The 17,797-nt window shown below is 32.4% G+C and carries 20 protein-coding genes; 11 read left to right on the plus strand and 9 right to left on the minus strand.

What is annotated here, in order from left to right; translation table 11 throughout:
• The first annotated feature begins 107 nt into the window (after positions 1–107).
• Positions 108–1,400: a tRNA pseudouridine(13) synthase TruD gene (gene truD / locus MMJJ_RS01835; protein ID WP_104837420.1), complete on the plus strand. Its 1,293-nt coding sequence runs from the start codon at positions 108–110 to the stop codon at positions 1,398–1,400.
• Between the two features lie 213 nt (positions 1,401–1,613).
• On the opposite strand, the gene MMJJ_RS01840 is transcribed toward truD, so the two are convergent.
• Both MMJJ_RS01840 and budA read right to left on the minus strand, forming a co-directional pair.
• Positions 1,614–2,189 carry a flavodoxin family protein gene (locus MMJJ_RS01840; protein WP_104837421.1) on the minus strand — a complete coding sequence of 192 codons (576 nt, stop codon included), beginning with the start codon at positions 2,187–2,189 and terminating at the stop codon, positions 1,614–1,616.
• A gap of 96 nt (positions 2,190–2,285) precedes the next feature.
• Positions 2,286–3,086 carry an acetolactate decarboxylase gene (gene budA / locus MMJJ_RS01845; protein WP_104837422.1) on the minus strand — a complete coding sequence of 267 codons (801 nt, stop codon included), beginning with the start codon at positions 3,084–3,086 and terminating at the stop codon, positions 2,286–2,288.
• An 80-nt stretch (positions 3,087–3,166) separates the two neighbouring features.
• Here budA and MMJJ_RS09265 point away from each other — a divergent pair, with 80 nt between their 5' ends.
• Together MMJJ_RS09265 and thpR are read left to right on the plus strand one after the other, a co-directional pair.
• A complete protein-coding gene (locus MMJJ_RS09265; protein ID WP_158658956.1) occupies positions 3,167–3,313 on the plus strand; it encodes a Trm112 family protein in 147 nt (48 codons plus the stop codon).
• A gap of 8 nt (positions 3,314–3,321) precedes the next feature.
• Positions 3,322–3,846 carry an RNA 2',3'-cyclic phosphodiesterase gene (gene thpR, locus MMJJ_RS01850; protein ID WP_104837423.1) on the plus strand — a complete coding sequence of 175 codons (525 nt, stop codon included), beginning with the start codon at positions 3,322–3,324 and terminating at the stop codon, positions 3,844–3,846.
• A gap of 1 nt (position 3,847) precedes the next feature.
• Here thpR and MMJJ_RS01855 read toward each other — a convergent pair whose 3' ends face one another.
• Positions 3,848–4,399 carry an MBL fold metallo-hydrolase gene (locus MMJJ_RS01855; protein ID WP_374057622.1) on the minus strand — a complete coding sequence of 184 codons (552 nt, stop codon included), beginning with the start codon at positions 4,397–4,399 and terminating at the stop codon, positions 3,848–3,850.
• A 44-nt stretch (positions 4,400–4,443) separates the two neighbouring features.
• A complete protein-coding gene (gene tgtA, locus MMJJ_RS01860) occupies positions 4,444–6,393 on the minus strand; it encodes a tRNA guanosine(15) transglycosylase TgtA (RefSeq protein ID WP_104837425.1) in 1,950 nt (649 codons plus the stop codon).
• A 147-nt stretch (positions 6,394–6,540) separates the two neighbouring features.
• Here tgtA and pth2 point away from each other — a divergent pair, with 147 nt between their 5' ends.
• The 4 genes from pth2 to MMJJ_RS01880 all read left to right on the plus strand — a co-directional run bounded on the left by pth2 (position 6,541) and on the right by MMJJ_RS01880 (position 10,708).
• On the plus strand, positions 6,541–6,891 hold the full coding sequence (pth2, locus tag MMJJ_RS01865) for a peptidyl-tRNA hydrolase Pth2 (RefSeq protein ID WP_012193083.1): 351 nt from the start codon (positions 6,541–6,543) through the stop codon (positions 6,889–6,891).
• A 135-nt stretch (positions 6,892–7,026) separates the two neighbouring features.
• On the plus strand, positions 7,027–8,262 hold the full coding sequence (locus MMJJ_RS01870; RefSeq protein WP_104837426.1) for a methanogenesis marker 15 protein: 1,236 nt from the start codon (positions 7,027–7,029) through the stop codon (positions 8,260–8,262).
• Positions 8,263–8,298: 36 nt separating this feature from the next.
• A complete protein-coding gene (nrpR, locus tag MMJJ_RS01875; protein ID WP_104837427.1) occupies positions 8,299–9,909 on the plus strand; it encodes a global nitrogen regulator NrpR in 1,611 nt (536 codons plus the stop codon).
• A 22-nt stretch (positions 9,910–9,931) separates the two neighbouring features.
• Positions 9,932–10,708, plus strand: coding sequence for an RlmE family RNA methyltransferase (locus MMJJ_RS01880; protein WP_104837428.1), 777 nt, complete (start codon positions 9,932–9,934; stop codon positions 10,706–10,708).
• A 52-nt stretch (positions 10,709–10,760) separates the two neighbouring features.
• Here the strand turns inward: MMJJ_RS01880 and MMJJ_RS01885 are convergent, their stop codons facing one another.
• The 3 genes from MMJJ_RS01885 to eif1A all read right to left on the minus strand — a co-directional run bounded on the left by MMJJ_RS01885 (position 10,761) and on the right by eif1A (position 12,540).
• A complete protein-coding gene (locus MMJJ_RS01885; RefSeq protein WP_104837429.1) occupies positions 10,761–11,315 on the minus strand; it encodes a KH domain-containing protein in 555 nt (184 codons plus the stop codon).
• Between the two features lie 80 nt (positions 11,316–11,395).
• A complete protein-coding gene (locus MMJJ_RS01890) occupies positions 11,396–12,217 on the minus strand; it encodes a serine protein kinase RIO (protein WP_104837430.1) in 822 nt (273 codons plus the stop codon).
• 8 nt (positions 12,218–12,225) lie between these two features.
• Positions 12,226–12,540: a translation initiation factor eIF-1A gene (gene eif1A / locus MMJJ_RS01895; protein WP_011170547.1), complete on the minus strand. Its 315-nt coding sequence runs from the start codon at positions 12,538–12,540 to the stop codon at positions 12,226–12,228.
• A gap of 144 nt (positions 12,541–12,684) precedes the next feature.
• On the opposite strand from eif1A, the gene pyrF reads away from it, so the two are divergent.
• The 4 genes from pyrF (at position 12,685) to cobK (ending at position 15,640) form a co-directional block, all read left to right on the plus strand.
• Positions 12,685–13,338 (plus strand): orotidine-5'-phosphate decarboxylase, encoded by a 654-nt coding sequence (gene pyrF, locus MMJJ_RS01900; protein ID WP_181505062.1) that lies wholly within the window; start codon positions 12,685–12,687, stop codon positions 13,336–13,338.
• Between the two features lie 120 nt (positions 13,339–13,458).
• Positions 13,459–14,082 (plus strand): class III signal peptide-containing protein, encoded by a 624-nt coding sequence (locus MMJJ_RS09420; RefSeq protein WP_244901545.1) that lies wholly within the window; start codon positions 13,459–13,461, stop codon positions 14,080–14,082.
• A 93-nt stretch (positions 14,083–14,175) separates the two neighbouring features.
• Positions 14,176–14,859, plus strand: a complete 684-nt coding sequence (locus MMJJ_RS01910; RefSeq protein ID WP_104837432.1) for a class III signal peptide-containing protein — start codon at positions 14,176–14,178, stop codon at positions 14,857–14,859.
• Positions 14,860–14,893: 34 nt separating this feature from the next.
• Complete coding sequence (gene cobK / locus MMJJ_RS01915) at positions 14,894–15,640, plus strand: precorrin-6A reductase (RefSeq protein ID WP_104837433.1); 747 nt, start codon at positions 14,894–14,896, stop codon at positions 15,638–15,640.
• 4 nt (positions 15,641–15,644) lie between these two features.
• Here cobK and MMJJ_RS01920 read toward each other — a convergent pair whose 3' ends face one another.
• Both MMJJ_RS01920 and MMJJ_RS01925 read right to left on the minus strand, forming a co-directional pair.
• A complete protein-coding gene (locus MMJJ_RS01920; protein WP_104837434.1) occupies positions 15,645–16,931 on the minus strand; it encodes an alkaline phosphatase family protein in 1,287 nt (428 codons plus the stop codon).
• 157 nt (positions 16,932–17,088) lie between these two features.
• Entirely contained in the window at positions 17,089–17,781 is a 693-nt protein-coding gene (locus tag MMJJ_RS01925; protein WP_013999053.1) for a fibrillarin-like rRNA/tRNA 2'-O-methyltransferase, read from the minus strand.
• Between the last annotated feature and the right edge of the window lie 16 nt (positions 17,782–17,797).

Raw genomic sequence — 17,797 nt, forward strand, 5'->3', positions numbered from 1 at the left:
AAAATTTAAATTAAATTTAGATTTAGAAATTTTTATTCGCTAAAAACATATTTATGTAAACATCGCTATCAAATTATATAAAACTAATTTTTAAATGGAGATTTACCATGCAACCCCTATTTATTCAGAATGCGAGAAAAAAAGAAAGTGAAGACATAATTAAACAGTTTAGAAAAGAAAAACAGTTTAAATTTAGAAATAATAAAATAAGGCAGAAATTAAACGAAATGCCGATAAACATTGATAAATTCATTCTAGATATGGAAAGATTTGATGGAACCCTTAAAAAATATCCTGAAGATTTCATTGTTGAAGAAATAACTCCAAAAGGAACAGTTTTAGAAGTTGGAAAGGAAATCGGTTTTGAAGATGTTGAAAAGTGGCACGGCTCATTTATCCATTTTACAGTTGAAAAAACGAACTGGAACACGATGGATGCATTAAAACAGATCGTAAGAGCAACGAAAACAAAAAGGAAAAATTTTGGATTTGCAGGAACAAAGGATAAATTTGCAGTAACTACCCAAAGATTTGGGTGTTTTGGACTTAAAAAAGAACAGCTTGAAAATATTAACATTAAAGATATTGTCATTCGCGATGTTCAAAAATCAAACAAAAAACTCAGAATGGGGGACCTCTGGGGAAACAAGTTTACGATAAAAATTAGAGACTTAAATCTTTCAAAAGACGAAATTAAAAGAATTTCCGATTTAAAATTAGATTATGTATTAAATTACTATGGAATACAGAGATTTGGACTTGTTAGGCCAATCACACATATCGTTGGAAAATTTATCTATGAAAGAGACTTTGAAAGTGCATTTTACACATACTGTGGAACTCCAATAAGTGAAACCGGCGATTCGCTTGAAGCAAGAAAACTCGTTGATATGGGTGAATTTAAAAAAGCTTTAAAATTATTTAATAGAAACCACGACTACGAAAAAAGATTAATTCAGCAGTATTTAAAATATAAAGACTTTAAAATGGCTTTTACTGCATTACCGCCACAGTTGAACAGCATGTTTGTAAATGCTTATCAAGCATACCTATTCAATGAAATGATAAACAAAAGATTTGATTACGGGTTTGATGCATTAGAAGGTGATATATTGGAAGACAATACTCCAACAGGAACGTTAATTGGATATGATACTAAATTTAGCGGTGGAATTCAGGGTGAAATTGAAAAAGAAATTGTTGAAAGGGAAAATCTTGATTTGAAGAAATTCAAAATTGAAGACTTTGGAAATTTCTACGGAACTAGAAGAAAAATGGTAACTCCAATTTATGACTTTAAAAGCAGGTTTGAGAATGAAATTTTTGAACTGAGCTTTAAACTTGAGCGCGGAAATTACGCTACAATCGTTACAAGAGAATTTACCGGAAATTTGAGTTAAATCAAGTATATATAATAAAAAATACAACATTACTTGGCAGTTGATTTCGTGATACTGCCAATAGCAGTTCTACCTACAAGGCGGCCATCTTGAGTATCTGTTGAGAGTCAATGAAAACATGGTTTTCCAAAGGTAGATACATTAATCCTGCTTTTTTAAAAAATTTAAAAAAAGATTTAAACGATTTTTAAGATTATTTTGTATTTATTAGTATTATTCGTTAATTTTTTTCAAAATCCACGCCATATTTTGTCCAAGTAGTTCCATTGTACGTAATCCTTCGGCATCTTTTTGAACATCACCAATATCAAGACCCATTCCTAAATTCCAGTAGTCTGATCCAACACCTATCATCTGATTTATTGAAAAGAAGTGATTTATTGTGTCAAAAACATGAATTCCCCCAGCCCGCCTTACAGAAACAACTGCTGCTCCGACTTTTCTTTTTAAAATATCATCGTTTGCTTTTGCTACAAAGCCAGCTCTATCAATTAATGCTTTCATTTCAGCAGTAACGTCTGTAAAATAAGTTGGAGATCCCAAAATTATTCCATCAGCTTCAATCATCTTTTCTATGCAGTTATTTATTATATCACATTCAATTATGCATTTATTGTTTAATGTTTCAAAACACTTGTAGCATGCAGTACATCCCCTAAGCTTTCCGCCAGCAATGTGTATGTGTTCTGTAGTAATTCCTTCTTTTTTTAATTCATTTAAAACTTTATCAATTAAAATAGACGTATTTCCGTCCCTTCTTGGACTCCCGTTAAATGCAACTACTTTCAATATCCCACCTTCAAAAATAATCCATGTTTGATTTTATGATTTTGAGAAGTGATATATTTTTGCATGGATTTAATAAAAAAAAGTTTAAAAAAAGATTTATTGTTTTTCTACAGCTTTTAAGTCATTTTCAAGATTATCTGAAAATTCCATACTGTAAAATTCTCCAGAAGTTGGGAGAACCATATAAAATTCTGGTGTCGTATCAAATGAAGCTTCAACAGACTCGATTTCAAAATCAAGAATGTGTCCTCCTGCCAATTTATCATCAGTTATGAAGTGTAAGTGGTATAACGGAACGTTTAAACCAGACATGAATTCAGGAACCCAGAATCCGACAACAGTTCCAGAAACGTTTTCAAATTCAAATACTGACTGATTTTTTACAGCATCTACCAGTTTTTTATAGGGTTTTTCTTGTGCTGGAACACTTCTTGTTTTCATTTTTGAGAAAGTCCCAGTTAATTTTACTGCATAAACCATATTTTTTGAAGGGAATTTCGATTCAAAATATGATTCAAATTCTGAAATATTCATATCATTTAAAAAATACGTTTCATCGTTTTCAAATGAAGTAACTGTTGCAAAAGGAGTTGTTACATTTTCAACCTTGTATGCTACACCATCTGATTTAACCTGGTAGCATATTCCATCCAAAACAACCATTTCACCATCGAGTTTATCAAAAGTACCTATTCCAAAATCCCCGTGGGTTACAAGTTCATTTACAGGTACAAATCCATCATAAATGCTTTCCATCAACGCGTTTATCGTGGATACCTGATATAAAACATCTGAAACCTGTTCTGACCTGAATTCTGAAACAGAACTGTCATTTGTAGAAATACAGCCAGAAAATAACACCATTATAACTACCAAAAATTTTACAAACCTATCCATATTATCCTCCCATTTTAAATGAAAAATACATATAATTAAAAGGGTATAAATAATAAATGATTTGGTTTTAGGTGTAATTTATGAAATGGCTTGAAGAATTGACTGAATTATTGGAATGTCCAATCTGTAAAGGAAATTTAAAGCTTTTAGGCAATAAATTATGCTGTAAAAAATGTAAAAAAGTTTATTTCATTAAAGATAAAATCCCGGTACTCCTTGACGAATAGGTGATTTTATGAGATGTTTCCTTGCTATTGAATTAAAAACTGACTTAAAAGAAAATTTAGAAACTTTTAAAAAGCAGTTTGATTTAAAAGGCATAAAAACAGTTGAAAATGAGAATTTACACATAACTGTGAAGTTTTTAGGGGATATTGATGATAAAAAACTTGAAGAAATAGTTAATTCAGATTTAAAAATTAAAAAAGTTATTTCTGAAATAAAAGGAGTTGGAACGTTTCCAAATGAAGAATATATCCGTGTAATATGGATTGGAACGACACATCTTGAAGAAACTTTTAAAAATATTGATGAAAAACTCTTTAAATTGGGTTTTAAAAAAGAAAAAAGTTACGATCCGCACATCACACTTGGAAGAGTTAAATTTATCGAAAATGATTCAAAAGAAACCTTAAAAAAATTAATTGAAAAAAATAAACATATTAATTTTGGAAAAATAGAAATAAATTCAGTTTCACTTATGAAAAGTACATTAACTAAGGACGGTCCAGTTTATGAAACCGTCAAACGTTGGGAATAAATTAAAGATATTCTGAAACATATAAAATTCCATCGTGTCCAGTTATAACGTGTTTTTTCAAAGCTACTATTCTTTGGATTGATTTTTTTGAAATTTCAAGGTCTATTGCAATGGGAATATCATAATTTTGTAAAATATTTTTTTTAAGGTGAACTGCGGCAGGTGCAACAACATAATCCCCATGAATTACAGAAATACTGTCAAATGTGTGCCCCGGAGTCCACATGATTTCTACTTCTGGATCTTTAAAATCATTTATGGATCCATCAGAATATTTAACAATTTCAGCATTTCTAAAAAGCCCGTTATTTCCATTGTGGTTATTGTGGTTGTGTGAACTTATAATATAGTCTATTTCTTTTAATTTAACATCTAATTTATTCAAATTTGAAATTATAATCTTTTTTTTATCTTTTGAAGAAGTATCCACAATTATTTTATTTTCCGAGGTTTCTATATACGTACAAGATGAGCTGGGGGCTACAAATACGTTATTTTTCTCATCAAGATACGTAACCGAACCACTATACAATACTTTTAACAAAAAAATCACGTCCAAAATAAACAATATTTTATTTAAAGTTTAAGTTAATAAACTTATTTCTTTAATCCTCCACGAAGGGTTGCTGCAACGCCATAATCAAATTCCATCAATTCTCGACCATTTAGTATTGTTGTACCGTATGCCAATAATTCGTCATCAGAATTTACAATCAAAACTTCTTCAAATGGCCTTAATTCTGGATCACAGTCTTTAACGAATTTAGAATAAACGGATTTTCCAGCCCTTGCAAATTCTTCGACACTGCTGTCGATTATTATTCTATATTTTGGAAACTCGAGTTTTTCATGTAAAAGTTCAGCACCTGATTTTGCAGGAATCAAGAAGTTGTCATTTGCCCGTAATGTAAACAAAACCTCTTTTTCAAGTAAAAGATTTCTAATTCTGCCAGTATTTTTACTTCTTCTTGATTTTACTTTTCCCATTAATTCATCGTCGAGTATTTTAGCACCATACTGGTATTCAAGCATTTTTCCAATTCTAAAAATATCGGGATTAACTTTGTCGCACTCTTTTTTCTTGCCGTAGTGATTTATGTAGTAGTTGTATGTACTTATATCGAGTATTTTTTCAGCGTGTTTTTCCTTAAATTCGCTTATAAATTCATTATTATATTTTTTTTCAAAATCATACAAATCTGGAACTTCATTTTGAGCTAATGGATACATTGTATCAATATTTAGTGGAACTAACCCAAATACGCTGTCTTTTATGAGTACATCAACATCGCAAGGTACATTGTCTAAATTTTCATGGTAGGGTTTTGAAGTATGTTCTGAAACGCTTGTTACGTAGATTTTATCGTACTGAATTCTTTCAAGCCTTTGTTTGTGCCTGTAAATTTCAGGCCTATTCATACTTTCATATCCCGTGTAGAAAAATCCGGACTTTTTAGAGACAGGATCATGTTTTTCGATGAAATCCATATATTTTGAAATAACTCTCAAACCGTTCAAAAGTTTAGGGTGGCTTCTGCACCTTTCTTCAACGAGTTCCCAGAGGTTTCCTTCTTTTATTGCATTTTTAATTCTATCAATTTCTTCAAAAGTAACGTATAAATTGTGTTCTGCAAGTAATCTCGTTTTTTCCTTTTCATTTAAGTTGTAGAGCTGTTTTGGAGTGTATTCACTGCATACTTTACAGGTGCAAGGGAAACTTTTCAAATCTTTCATGTCTTTGAGGTGGAGAGTTCCGTCTGCTGTTAAATATCTTCCATTTTTAGCGTAAAGGGCATATGCGGCACTATCAAATAAATCACATCCAAGTGCAACTGAAAGTGCAAATAACATCGGGTGTCCGCATCCAAAAAGATGAACAGGCTTGTTTGTTGGAAGATGCATTTTTGAATTTAAAATAACTTCTGCAACTTCCCTGTATCGATAATCTTCCATTAAAGGAACTACTGCACCAATTGGGTAGATATCAAAGTCCATTTTACCCATAACTTCAGCACTTTTCTGCCTTAAATCGAGGTATTTTGAACCCTGAATTGTTCCATTCAGTGCAAGTTTATAGCCCATTTCACTTCTTCTTTTAATTGAATCTTCTGCTCTTTTAAATGTTTCAATTAGATCACTTTCAGCTTTTTCTCTTGAAACATCCGGGGCAGTTGGAATATCAAGTATTGTTCCAACATCTACTCCGATTTTTTCCTGAAAATCGATTATTTCCATCGGGCCGACATTTACATCCCCATAAACGCTCAACTGAAATGAACCGCTATCCGTTACAACAACATTTTTAAAGTCGATTAATTCGTGAATTCCTTTTGTTTCCGCAATTTCTCTAAGTTCAGGGGTCGTGTAAGTTATATACGAATTTGTAATTACAACATCTGCCATTTTATTTATTAAATCCATTGAAACTGTCTGTTTTTTAGGATTTGGGTGAATTACAGGCATAATTGTTGGAGTTTCAATTTTTTTTCCGTTTATCGTGATTACACCAAGTCTACCCATTGCATCACGAGCTTTTATTTCAAACATGTTTCCACCATAAATTAAACTTTATAATCTGTAAAAATCGATAATTTTCAATAATAATCCCAAATGTTAAAATAGCAATTAACTATTAGATATATTACTTCATATAAAAAGAGATTCTTATTTAAAATATTTTTGGTTGGCGAGAAAATGTATGAACAGGCTATTGTTATTCGAAATGATCTAAAAATGGGAAAGGGGAAAATGGCGGCTCAAGCCTGTCATGCATCACTTCAAGCTTTTTTACATGCTCAAAAAATAAGTTCATCTGCGGTTAGTGGCTGGATGAATGAAGGGCAGAAGAAAGTTGTGTTAAAAGTAAATTCTGAAAAGGAACTTTTAGAGATATTTAAAAACGTCAATATCGAAGGACTTCCGTGCAGTTTAATAAGAGATGCAGGAAGGACGCAGATTGAACCTGGAAGTCTTACTGCTGTTGGAATTGGCCCTGAAAAAGAAGAAAAAATTTCAAAAGTTACGAAAGATTTAAAATTACTTTAAAACTTAAGTTTACAAGAGTTTTATAAAAATTTAAGCACTATTATAAATATTTGAAAACAGAATAATAACATACAAAATTTAAGTTTACCGATTCATTTTATTCTTTAAGATTTGGATTCTAATCTGGTGATAATTGTGGCTGTTAAAATAGCAGAACTTACCTGTGGAGCCGAATACAGCGGTGTTCAGGCTGAAATTGAAAAAGCTGCGAAGGAAGTTGGTGGAGAACTTATATATCCTGAAGTCGATTTAGAATATATCGATAAAGTTAACGACTATTTGGGATTTGAAGTCGCGTCTGCTAACTTAAAATTAATGTTTGCAAGAGCAATGTCCATTATTGAAGGAAATACTGATGCAGAAGCAGTCTTTATTTCAACCTGCTTTAGATGTGCTGAAGGGGCCCTTGTAAGAAACGAAGTTAGAAGATTAATACAACAAAACACGGATTTACCTGTTGTTATGTATTCATTTACCGAAAGAACAAAAGCTTCAGAATTACTTACGAGAATGGAAGCTTTAGTTACAATTGTGGATAAAAAAGCACTTCTTGCAAGGAAAAAGCAGGATGGCATAAGTTTAGGGCTTGACAGTGGTTCAACTACAACAAAAGCAGTTATCATGAAAAATAACGAGGTTGTTGGAACAGGCTGGGTTTATACTAAAGATGTTATCGAATCTGCACAGGAAGCACTTGATGCGGCTTTAAAAGAATCTGGACTTAAGATGGAAGATATTGAAACAATTGGAACTACAGGTTATGGTAGACACACCCTTGGGGACCACTACAAAGCTGATTTAGTACAGGAAGAATTAACTGTTAATTCAAAAGGTGCTGCATTCTTAGCAGGTGCTCAGAAAGGAGAAGCTACTGTAATAGATATTGGTGGAATGGATAACAAAGCAATTTCACTGAATAATGCAATTCCTGATGGTTTTACAATGGGAGGAATCTGTGCCGGTGCAAGCGGTAGATTCTTTGAAATTACTGCAAGAAGACTTGGAGTATCCATTCAGGAACTTGGTGATATTGCGGCAACCGGAGACTGGCGAAACGTCATGATGAACAGCTACTGTATTGTATTTGGGATTCAAGATTTAGTAACGGGTCTTGCAGGTGGTGCTACGCCAAATGATGTTGCAGCTGCGGCCGCCCACTCTGTTGCAGAACAAATTTACGAACAGCAACTCCAAGAAGTTGATGTAAGAGATCCTTTAATTTTGGTTGGCGGAAGCAGTCTTCTGAAAGGAATGGTTCTTGCACTTGAAGAAATACTCGGTAAAAAAATAATAGTTCCAAAATATTCTCAATATATCGGTGCAGTTGGTGCTGCATTGATCTCTTCAGGATATAGGAATCTTAAAAAATAACTTTTTTTAAGTTTTTAGGTTAATAGGTGTGGCATTATGGACAGTAATATTGATGTTGAAATTTTATCCATTTTATCTGAAGCATCTGCCCCAGTTGGTGCAAAAATAATTGCAGATTCACTAAAAGACAGGGGTTATGATATTGGAGAAAGGGCTGTTAGGTATCACTTAAAAGTACTTGATGAAAACAGTCTTACAAAAAAATTAGGTTATTCTGGAAGAGAAATTACTGAAAAAGGAATTGAAGAACTTGAAAAAGCGAACATTTCATTTAGAATTGGTTCAGTATTCTCGCAAGTTATTGAAAAACTTTATCTGTCAGATTTTCCTTCAAAAGTTCTTATAAATACTGCTAAATTCGAAGGAGAGTATAAAACAATAAAAGAAATGGTATTACGATCATTTGAAGCAGGTTATTCTGTAGGAGATTACCTAAATATCAAGAAAAAAGGAAATACAGTATCTGTAGAAACCCTTTGTAGCATTACGTTTGATAACTTTTTATTAAAAAACGGAATAATTCCAACCCCTGAATACGGTGGAATCGTTAAATTTGAAGATTACGAGCCAGTGAATTTTGAAGGAGTAATTGATTTTAAAAGTTCTTCAATTGACCCATTAGTTGCATTTATCATGCAGGGAAAAACTGATGTAATAGGAGTAATTGAAAACGGAGAAGGACTCGTTCCTGCAAACTTCCGAGTAATTCCAAAATCAAGTGAAAAACAGTTTGAAACTATCCTTAAAAAAGACATGCTAAATTCTGTTTTAGCATATGGAACTGAAAACGTACTTGGAATGAATTTAAACCCTGAACAGATTGGAGTAGTGTTGGTTGGTGGATTAACGCCACTTTGTATCCCTCACGAATCAGGATATACTGCAGACATAAGTGCTGCCACACAGCTTAAAGATATTTCATCAATGGAGAAAAAAACAAAAGGATTCCTTGAAGCAAAGAAAAAGAAAGGAAAATTTAAAGTAACTCCAGTTTTATCCAAAATGCTTTCAAAAATGCAGACCATAAATTATGATATTGAAGATAAAAAAGGCAACGTTGTTGTAAACACTGCAAAAATTCCTATTGAATACAAGGAAGAAGCAATAAATGCATTAAAAGACAGTTATGAAAATAAACTCGCAATTTCAGATCGATTGAAAGTAGAATGCGACGATAAATTCTTAAATGCATACACAATATGTTCATTAACTGTTGATGGAGTATTTTTGAAAAACAAAATTCCAGTAATTCCATACTATGGTGGAATTTTAGAAGTAAAAGCAGATAAAAAACGGTTTATTGAAGCAATTGACTACGAAGGGACTTCGCTTGACCCTCATGAGGTATTTTTCAATAAAGCTGATGGTAAAAACTACATTTTAGCAGGTATTCGGAAAGTTCCAATGTCTGCATCTGAAAAATTAATAGAACTTAACGAAAAACTCGGTTGGAATTCGATAATCGAAATAGGAAGGCCAAATAACGATATCTGCGGTGTTCGTGTTGAAAAATGTATGTTTGGAATCACCACAATTGGTGGAACAAACCCATTTGCAAATATACGCAAAAATAACATCCCTGTGGAAATGAAGACCCTCCACAAATCAATTGACTATTCAGAACTAACACATTACGACGATATTTAAATTTTAATATAAGGAGATAATTATGGGAAAAAAGGACAAAAGATGGGTTCTTCAAAGGAAAAACGACCATTACTATAATTTAGCAAAAAGAAGAAATTACAGATCACGAGCAACGTATAAATTATTCCAGTTGAATGAAAAATTCAATTTGATAAAAGAAAGAAACGTTGTTGTAGATTTAGGGTGTGCTCCAGGAGGATGGCTCCAAGCTGCAAGAGATATTGTTGGAGATAATGGATTTATCGTTGGAATTGATTTACAAACTGTAAAACCGCTCCCACATGACAACGTCATTGCAATTAAAGGCGATATGACAAAAGAAGAAATATTAAAACAAGCCCGAGACCTTTTACCAGAAAAACCCGATGTTATAATCTGCGATGCTTCCCCAAACATCAGTGGTGTCTGGGATGTGGATCACGTAAGATCCCTTGAACTTACAACAATGGCACTCATGACTGCAACCAAAATGCTGAAAAAAGGCGGAAATTTTGTTGTAAAAGTATTTCAGGGCGATTTGTTTGAAAAATATGTTCAACTCGTTTCAGAATACTTTGATAAAGCATTCACAACAAAACCAAGAGCTTCGAGAGATGAAAGTGCAGAAGTATATGTTATCGGAAAAAGATTTAACGGCAGAAAATTTGACATGAACTCAAAATCGCCAATTGTAAAACTTCTTGATACAAAACCTGTCGAAGAAGAAATTACAAGCCCGAGTTTGAGGAAAGAAATTTCCAAAGAAGATAGTGGACTCATGATCAAAAGAATAAAAGAAATGAGATCCAAAAAAGAATAATTTTTCCATTAATATAATTTTACTATTTTTAAAATTTAAAAAAAAGATAAATTTATTTCCAGAGTCTAAGTTCACTTCTTTTAACATCCTGTCTGTGTCTTTCTAAAAATTTGTACATTTTTGAGTGCGAAGTACCCCTTAAAAGCATCTCTATTGCATCTTTTGCAATTTTTGCAGTTTCGATTTCTCCGATAATTGAAACAGTTTTTCCGTAAACTGAAATGTGTGTTGAAGTTAATTCTTCAATATATCTTCTGGATTTTCCACTACTTCCAATAATCCTTCCTTTTAATCGTTGGAGAGCTTTATCAGAATTTCCATATTCTGAAATATCAATTACTTCGAAGGCATATTCATCAGAAACCAGCTTTAAAGCTTTTTCAGGATTAAATCCCCTTCCAATAGCTTTTACAATATCTCTCGCTTTCCAAAGTGCTAGCGGGTCTTTTTGTTCGTCCGTTGAATAAATATTAACTTCTCCTTCCGAATCAATCTCTAATTCAACTCCAAGATCACTTTCAAGCTTTTTTCTAACTTCTCCGTGAGTTCCAATAAGGATACCTGTTCTCTCTTTTGGAATCTTCACTACTTCCACATTCTCGTACATAAAATCTCACCAATTACGCAGTTAAATTTCGTTAAATATTATATAAGTTATACTTAAAAAAAGATTTTGTAGAAATTTTATTAATATGTTTTTGCCATTTCTTCATCAATTAATGCAAGTTCTTCTCCAGAAACAAACTTGTAGAACTCCCTGTAGTCAGTATCAATCCCTTTTCTTTTAAAGAAATTACATACGTTTTTAACATCCCTAATTAGGAGTGTTTTTGAAAGAGGATGTTCTTTAACAACCCCTTGTGAAAAGTCAATATATACTGGCTCTTCTTCGTGTACTAAGATATTATATTCAGAAAGATCCCCGTGAACTAACTGGGCATCCTGATACAATACCTTCATATCTTCTTTTATCATTTCATAAAATTCGGAATAATCGACTTCAGTATCTTTCAATCTTGGAGCTGGAACTCCATCTTCATGAACCATATCCATTAAAAGAATATTTTCTCGCTTTAATAGTGGTTCTGGCGTGTTTATATAATCTCCTGCCCTTAAAAGGTTTCTAAATTCTTTTTCCACCCATGCAGTTATTATCTGTCGAGTACTGCTTCTTCTAAGGTGGAATCGAGGATCACCCTGAATATATTTCCACATTGTTTTAAAATCACAAGTTGAAACACGGTAAACCTTTAATGCGTAGAGTTCATCCTCTTTATTCGCAGAAAATACCACTGCTTCTTTTCCGGAATTAACAACTCCTGAAATTTCGTCAATGTGTTTTGCAACAAGTAAATTATAAATATTTAAGAGAGTACGTTGATCAAAAACTTCATTTTCAGTTTTTAATTCTTCCAAAAACTTCTTTTTTCGTTCAACTATCTTTTTTTGAAACTCCCTATCAAGCTGTTTTTCTTTTTTATCTAAATCCATTTTAAGGACATCTTTCATTAATATCCCTATCGCATGAAGTCTAAGTATCCTTTTCTATTTAACCAGTCAACCTGTCCTTTTGTGTATCTCCAAATTACGTCGCACTTCTCATCAGATTGAACTTCCCAAGGGGTAACAATTACAACATCGTCTTCCCTTACCCAGATTTTTCTTTTTAACTTTCCAGGAATTCTGCCCATTCTAAGTTTTCCATCCATACATCTTACTCTAACTCTGCTTGCACCAAGCATTTGTTCGATTACTCCCAGAACTTCATTTTCATTTTCTCGCGGAGTCCTAACTCTTGTTGGTTGTTGTGGGGGTGTTTGTTGTCCTCGCATAGTTTTCACCTTTTTTTGATAATTTTAAAAAATTAGTTAATCGATAGTTTTAAGAAATCAAAAGAAAAACGTAAAACGAAGGTTATTCGTTTATTTTTAAATCTTTTTATAGTAATGAAGTATTAATCATTTATATACTTAATTATGTATGGTGAGAGTTTGGTAAAATTAATGCTTGCACTTGATGTAATGGATGAAAAAAAAGCAGTTTTGATTGCTAAAGAAACTTCAGAGTACGTTGATTCTATAAAAATAGGATACCCGTTAGTTTTAGCTACAGGATTAAATATAATCGACAAAATAAAGGAATCTACCAACAAAGAAGTAATCTGCGATTTTAAAGTTGCAGACATTCCTTCAACAAATGAAAAAATTGCAGAAATAACACTAAATCATGCTGACGGAATAATATGTCAGGGTTTTGTTGGATCAGACAGTGTTTCTGCAATTTTAAACGTTGCGAGAGCTAAAAATAAAAAAGTAATAATGGTAACAGAAATGTCTCATCCTGGAGCTACAGAATACTTACAAAACGTAGCTGAGGATATGGCAAAAATGGCTGACAGATTAAAAGTTGATGGAATAGTTGCACCATCAACACGGCCTGAACGATTAAAAGAAATTAAATCAATTGCAAAAGATGCTTTTGTGATATCTCCAGGAGTTGGTGCTCAAGGCGGAAATTTAAGCGACGTTTTGAACGTTTTGAACGAAAATGACTACGTGATTATTGGAAGAGCAATCTACGAAAATGAAAATCCGAAAAATGCTGCAAAAAAATATAAAATACAAATGTAAGTTGTAATTAAAAGTTTATAGTGTCAGCAAAAGGTATTTATAAATTTAAAGAGTATATATTATTAACTTAATTTTATTAATTATTTTTAACTACCGATTAAATATTGTTAGGCGATAGTTATGTTATTAAACTCTAAACGAGGACAGCTTTCAATTGAAATGGTAATACTAGTTCTTGCAGTATTACTTTCTGGAACAGTACTTGCTGCCCACATGACAAAAGATACCAACAATGCGGGCGAAGTCCAAGAACTCAAAAAACTTACGCTTGGAGCTTTTTCGAGCAGTGCCGTTGAATCAGGAGCGTCTGTGATTCCAGAAGAAGAGGAAGAAACTGAGCCAGAAGAAGAGGAAGAAACTCCTGCAGGCGGGGTCAATGAAATTCAAAACATTAGAATAAACCCTGGAAATGGACACCCTGTTGAATTTTTAATAAAATATAATGGTGTAACCTCACTAACTCGTTCAAATATCCATGCAACAGCAGGATACGCAACATTCATTCAAGTCAAGGCAATTGGAAATACGGGCATTACAATAAATGGAACCACATACAACAATAAAGCTTTCATAATAGAATCAGTAGACCCTGATACCCCTATGACATATGAAATTACAAAAACACATGAAAAGGGATTATTTGGATGGATTTTCAAAAACCCCCAATATACTATAACCATTACTGCTCCGGATGGTGCAATAAAACTAACATATATTGGATCCAACTTCAATAATTATTACTAATTCAAAATTTCTTTTTTTAATTAAGTATTTATTCTGAAAAATCCTAATTTTTATACATAATATTTTTATTTTGTCGAATTGGGGTGGTTATATATGGCAAAATTTTCAAAAGGCCAGATTTCAATAGAATTAATACTTTTAATGATGGCAGTACTTCTTGCAGGTATTTTGGTATCATTTCACATGACAAAATTTACATTTGAAGGGGACATATTATCAGACGTTAGGGAAGGCACATATCAAGTATTTGCTATATCAATATATGAGCCCCCGATATATTACTCATTAAATTTTTCTGACGTGAAAATAAGCCCTTCAACAAATTTAGAGAACGCATGGCTTCAAATAAACGATACTGGAAACGATACATATCTTTGGTATTATTCAGATGGGACATTTAAAGGTCTGGCAAACACCAGTGATCCAGGGGAAAGTGTTACAGAAGACAATCTCGTTTTATTACCCCATGAAGGGTATGCATCAGATATAATCTTCAGATCGAATATCCCCACAGCAATGTCATGGAATTCTTATGAACTTGATTTTAATGATATTAAAAAATTTGAAATAATTGCAAATGATGTTGAAAATAATCCCATAAGCTACAGTTTGACCCACGGGGATAGTCCTGAAACGTCAAATCAGGCATATTTAAATATTAAAGCAAATGATGTAACAATAATTGTTACAAAAGCCAATAATAAAGTTTTTGAAGTTATAGCAAATACGACTTCGGGGACTATAGAGCTGTTACCATATACTGAAACATCACCATAACCATATTATTTATTATTTTGAAAATCGTGAAAAAATGAACATATGGATTCGTGGCGGAACTAGTGACGCAAACAATATTTCAAAAGAAATTAAAAGAAATTTTAAAGACTCTTTTTTAATTTTAACCACCACAACAGACTTCGGTGGAAAAATTGCAGAAAATTTTGCAGATTTGGTAATTTCAGAAAAAATGACTTATGATAATTTAAAAAAAACACTACTCGATAAAAAAATAGATGTTTTTATTGACGCAACACATCCATTTGCCACGCATGCAAGTGAAACCGGCATAAAAATATCAAAAGAATTAAATATTCCATATATCCGGTACGAAAGGCCCTCTGAAAAATTTAAAAACGCTTTTTACGTTGAAAATTATGAAGAAGCTGCTAAATTAGCTTTAAAAATTTCTAAAAAAAATATATTTTACATGTCTGGAATTAAAAATTTAAAAAATGTTTCTGAAATTATTCCAATTGAAAAGCTGATTGTGAGGATACTTCCAACTTCCGTTCCAGAAGCTCTTAAAATACTTCCTTCAAAAAACATTGTTGCAATGCAAGGCGTATTTTCAGAAAATTTAAATAAAGAACTAATAATTGATTATAACTGTGATGTAATTATTACAAAAGACAGTGGTAAAAGCGGAGGACTCTATGAGAAAGTTTCTGGTGCGACTTTGGCCGGTGCAAAACCAATAATTATAAAGCGTCCAGAAATAAATTACCCGTTAAAATTTGAAAAAATAGTTGAAATAGTAAATTATCTAAAAAATGTATAAATATTTATTTTAAGTGTTCTATATCCTCATCATTAGGAATATAGTCCAACAGGTAACCTCCAGGCCTTAAACCATATAATAATGCTTTATCCATGTAATTTAATATTAAATTCAATATTTCATCGTGTTCTAATCTCAATGGCCCGATATAACAATTTTTTTCAGTAAATTCCGATATATCATCTTTTCTAACATTTTTTCCAGACACTATCAGTGAATACTCATTTCCCGAATTTACAAACGCGCCCATCATTTTAGAAAGCTTTTTTGAAGTGATTACTAAAAGTACATCTTCTAAATCAGTAAGTTTATCGAGACATGCATCCATTTCTTCTATTACGGCGGCCTTTTCCACAGGATCCTTTATCTGACCTTCAGAAATCCTACAGCATTTCACATACATTAAATCGTAGTTATCAAGATACTTTATCGAAGAATTTACTGACTCAGATAAATCTTTTGTAAGTAAATAGTCTACTTTTACAAATCTGGAAAATCCTTTCGCAAGCCTACAATTCGAAATCGATAGTGCTTTTAAACCGTATTTCTCATAAAATGTAGAAATATCAATGTTTTTACCAGGAAATCGAGTTATTAAAAAATTTATTGGATATTTACCCTTCCTTTTTCTTTTAATATTGATCTCGTGGTTCTCCAAAATTTTATGGCACCTTAATAAAAACTTGTTTAACGCCTCGGCAGTACTTTTAGCACGCTTACACTCCCCTGGAGAGTCACATAATTCATAAACAGGCGATATTTTATTTACATGCCTTCCAGGATAATAAGGATCAGAATCAGAAATTTTATCAGATATCCAACCGTTTTTATCAGTCATTGACAAAACACAGCCGTAATCAGCACAAGTTTTCAAATTAAATTCATAACCCTCAAAATTCGTTGGGATAAGTGACATTAACTGGTTCAGTTCTTTATCTGTTAAATCGCAAGATGCCCTATCTACGACCCTGTGGCCATAGTTGTCTTCTATCGTTGAAACAAAAGTGCATTCAATGTAAACTGCATTATCACTAAGTTCCAGATCTTCCCCAAGTGCCCTTAAAACACTTATTCCTGGAAATTCATCCCGAGAATATCCGAGCATTAAAAATAGATCCATTACTGAATACGTTGGAACTCCTTTTTTATAAGGTGATAACAACCCGCAAGAACCTTTTTGAACCAATTTATCAAAATTTGGAGTTTTTGCATATTCTAATGGAGTTTTATTATCTAAAATTTCATAAGAGTCATCCAAAAGTCCGTCAAAATCTAAAACGATTGTTTTCATGTGCCACCGCCCTATCTACTAAACTTCTTAAGCCATATAAAAATATATTATGAGGCATATATAAAGTTAAAAATACGCAACAATTTCGATCAATATATATTTTATAAAAAAAGAAATATTTTAAGTTTATTTAAAAGTAAGAAAATATTATATGATTTTAGTTTCCTTTCCAGATTCCAACCATCATCATGTGGTCTTTTTCGAAAGGTTCGATGTTTACTTCATCAACAATTTCAAATCCGCCTTCAATCAATATTTTCTTTTGTTCAGCAAATATTTCTCTTGGATTTTTTGTAACATCGACACTTCTTGCTTTTATAGATATCATTGCATATCCATTTTCTTTTAAAAACCATTTTGCATTTTTTACAAGAATTTCTGCCTGGTTTGGCTGTGCAACATCTTCAAAAATGACATCCACTTTTTCAACGATATTTGAATAATCCTGAGGCCTGTTTGCATCCCCTAAAACAGGAATTAAATTTTTCCTTTCATTGCATGAATCAATAAATTCTCTCATGATTCTTGGTGCAAACTCAAGAGCATAAACGAGGGAATTTTCTGCAATATCTGCAACGTGTGAAGGAGTAGTTCCAGCAGATGCTCCAAGGTAGAGAACTTTCTCTCCTTTTTTGATAGGCAACTTTTTCAAGCCGTTTATGATTGCAGCTCCAAGTTTACTCTTGTTTGGATTCCATATTCTATACTCTATACTGTCAGAATATACTAATTTTTCCCCGTAAACTCTTTTTCCAGGAACTAATGATTTTGTAGCAATTCTTTTAAGTCCGTCTCCAAAATCTACTGAATATACGTTATCAAAAATTTCTTTTACCCTAATTTTTTCCATTTAACTCACCATATGG

Origin of the sequence: Methanococcus maripaludis, from assembly GCF_002945325.1 — an archaeon.
In the GTDB taxonomy this organism is placed as follows: domain Archaea; phylum AGJL01; class Methanococci; order Methanococcales; family Methanococcaceae; genus Methanococcus; species Methanococcus maripaludis.

Excerpts from the sequence above, each read along its gene's own strand:
- truD (WP_104837420.1), top strand. The coding sequence starts at position 108 with ATGCAACCCCTATTTATTCAGAATGCGAGAAAAAAAGAAAGTGAAGAC.
- budA (WP_104837422.1), bottom strand. The coding sequence starts at position 3,086 with ATGGATAGGTTTGTAAAATTTTTGGTAGTTATAATGGTGTTATTTTCT.
- MMJJ_RS09265 (WP_158658956.1), top strand. The coding sequence starts at position 3,167 with ATGAAATGGCTTGAAGAATTGACTGAATTATTGGAATGTCCAATCTGT.
- thpR (WP_104837423.1), top strand. The coding sequence starts at position 3,322 with ATGAGATGTTTCCTTGCTATTGAATTAAAAACTGACTTAAAAGAAAAT.
- tgtA (WP_104837425.1), bottom strand. The coding sequence starts at position 6,393 with ATGTTTGAAATAAAAGCTCGTGATGCAATGGGTAGACTTGGTGTAATC.
- pth2 (WP_012193083.1), top strand. The coding sequence starts at position 6,541 with ATGTATGAACAGGCTATTGTTATTCGAAATGATCTAAAAATGGGAAAG.
- nrpR (WP_104837427.1), top strand. The coding sequence starts at position 8,299 with ATGGACAGTAATATTGATGTTGAAATTTTATCCATTTTATCTGAAGCA.
- MMJJ_RS01880 (WP_104837428.1), top strand. The coding sequence starts at position 9,932 with ATGGGAAAAAAGGACAAAAGATGGGTTCTTCAAAGGAAAAACGACCAT.
- MMJJ_RS01885 (WP_104837429.1), bottom strand. The coding sequence starts at position 11,315 with ATGTACGAGAATGTGGAAGTAGTGAAGATTCCAAAAGAGAGAACAGGT.
- MMJJ_RS01890 (WP_104837430.1), bottom strand. The coding sequence starts at position 12,217 with ATGAAAGATGTCCTTAAAATGGATTTAGATAAAAAAGAAAAACAGCTT.
- eif1A (WP_011170547.1), bottom strand. The coding sequence starts at position 12,540 with ATGCGAGGACAACAAACACCCCCACAACAACCAACAAGAGTTAGGACT.
- pyrF (WP_181505062.1), top strand. The coding sequence starts at position 12,685 with ATGTATGGTGAGAGTTTGGTAAAATTAATGCTTGCACTTGATGTAATG.
- MMJJ_RS09420 (WP_244901545.1), top strand. The coding sequence starts at position 13,459 with ATGTTATTAAACTCTAAACGAGGACAGCTTTCAATTGAAATGGTAATA.
- MMJJ_RS01910 (WP_104837432.1), top strand. The coding sequence starts at position 14,176 with ATGGCAAAATTTTCAAAAGGCCAGATTTCAATAGAATTAATACTTTTA.
- cobK (WP_104837433.1), top strand. The coding sequence starts at position 14,894 with ATGAACATATGGATTCGTGGCGGAACTAGTGACGCAAACAATATTTCA.
- MMJJ_RS01920 (WP_104837434.1), bottom strand. The coding sequence starts at position 16,931 with ATGAAAACAATCGTTTTAGATTTTGACGGACTTTTGGATGACTCTTAT.
- MMJJ_RS01925 (WP_013999053.1), bottom strand. The coding sequence starts at position 17,781 with ATGGAAAAAATTAGGGTAAAAGAAATTTTTGATAACGTATATTCAGTA.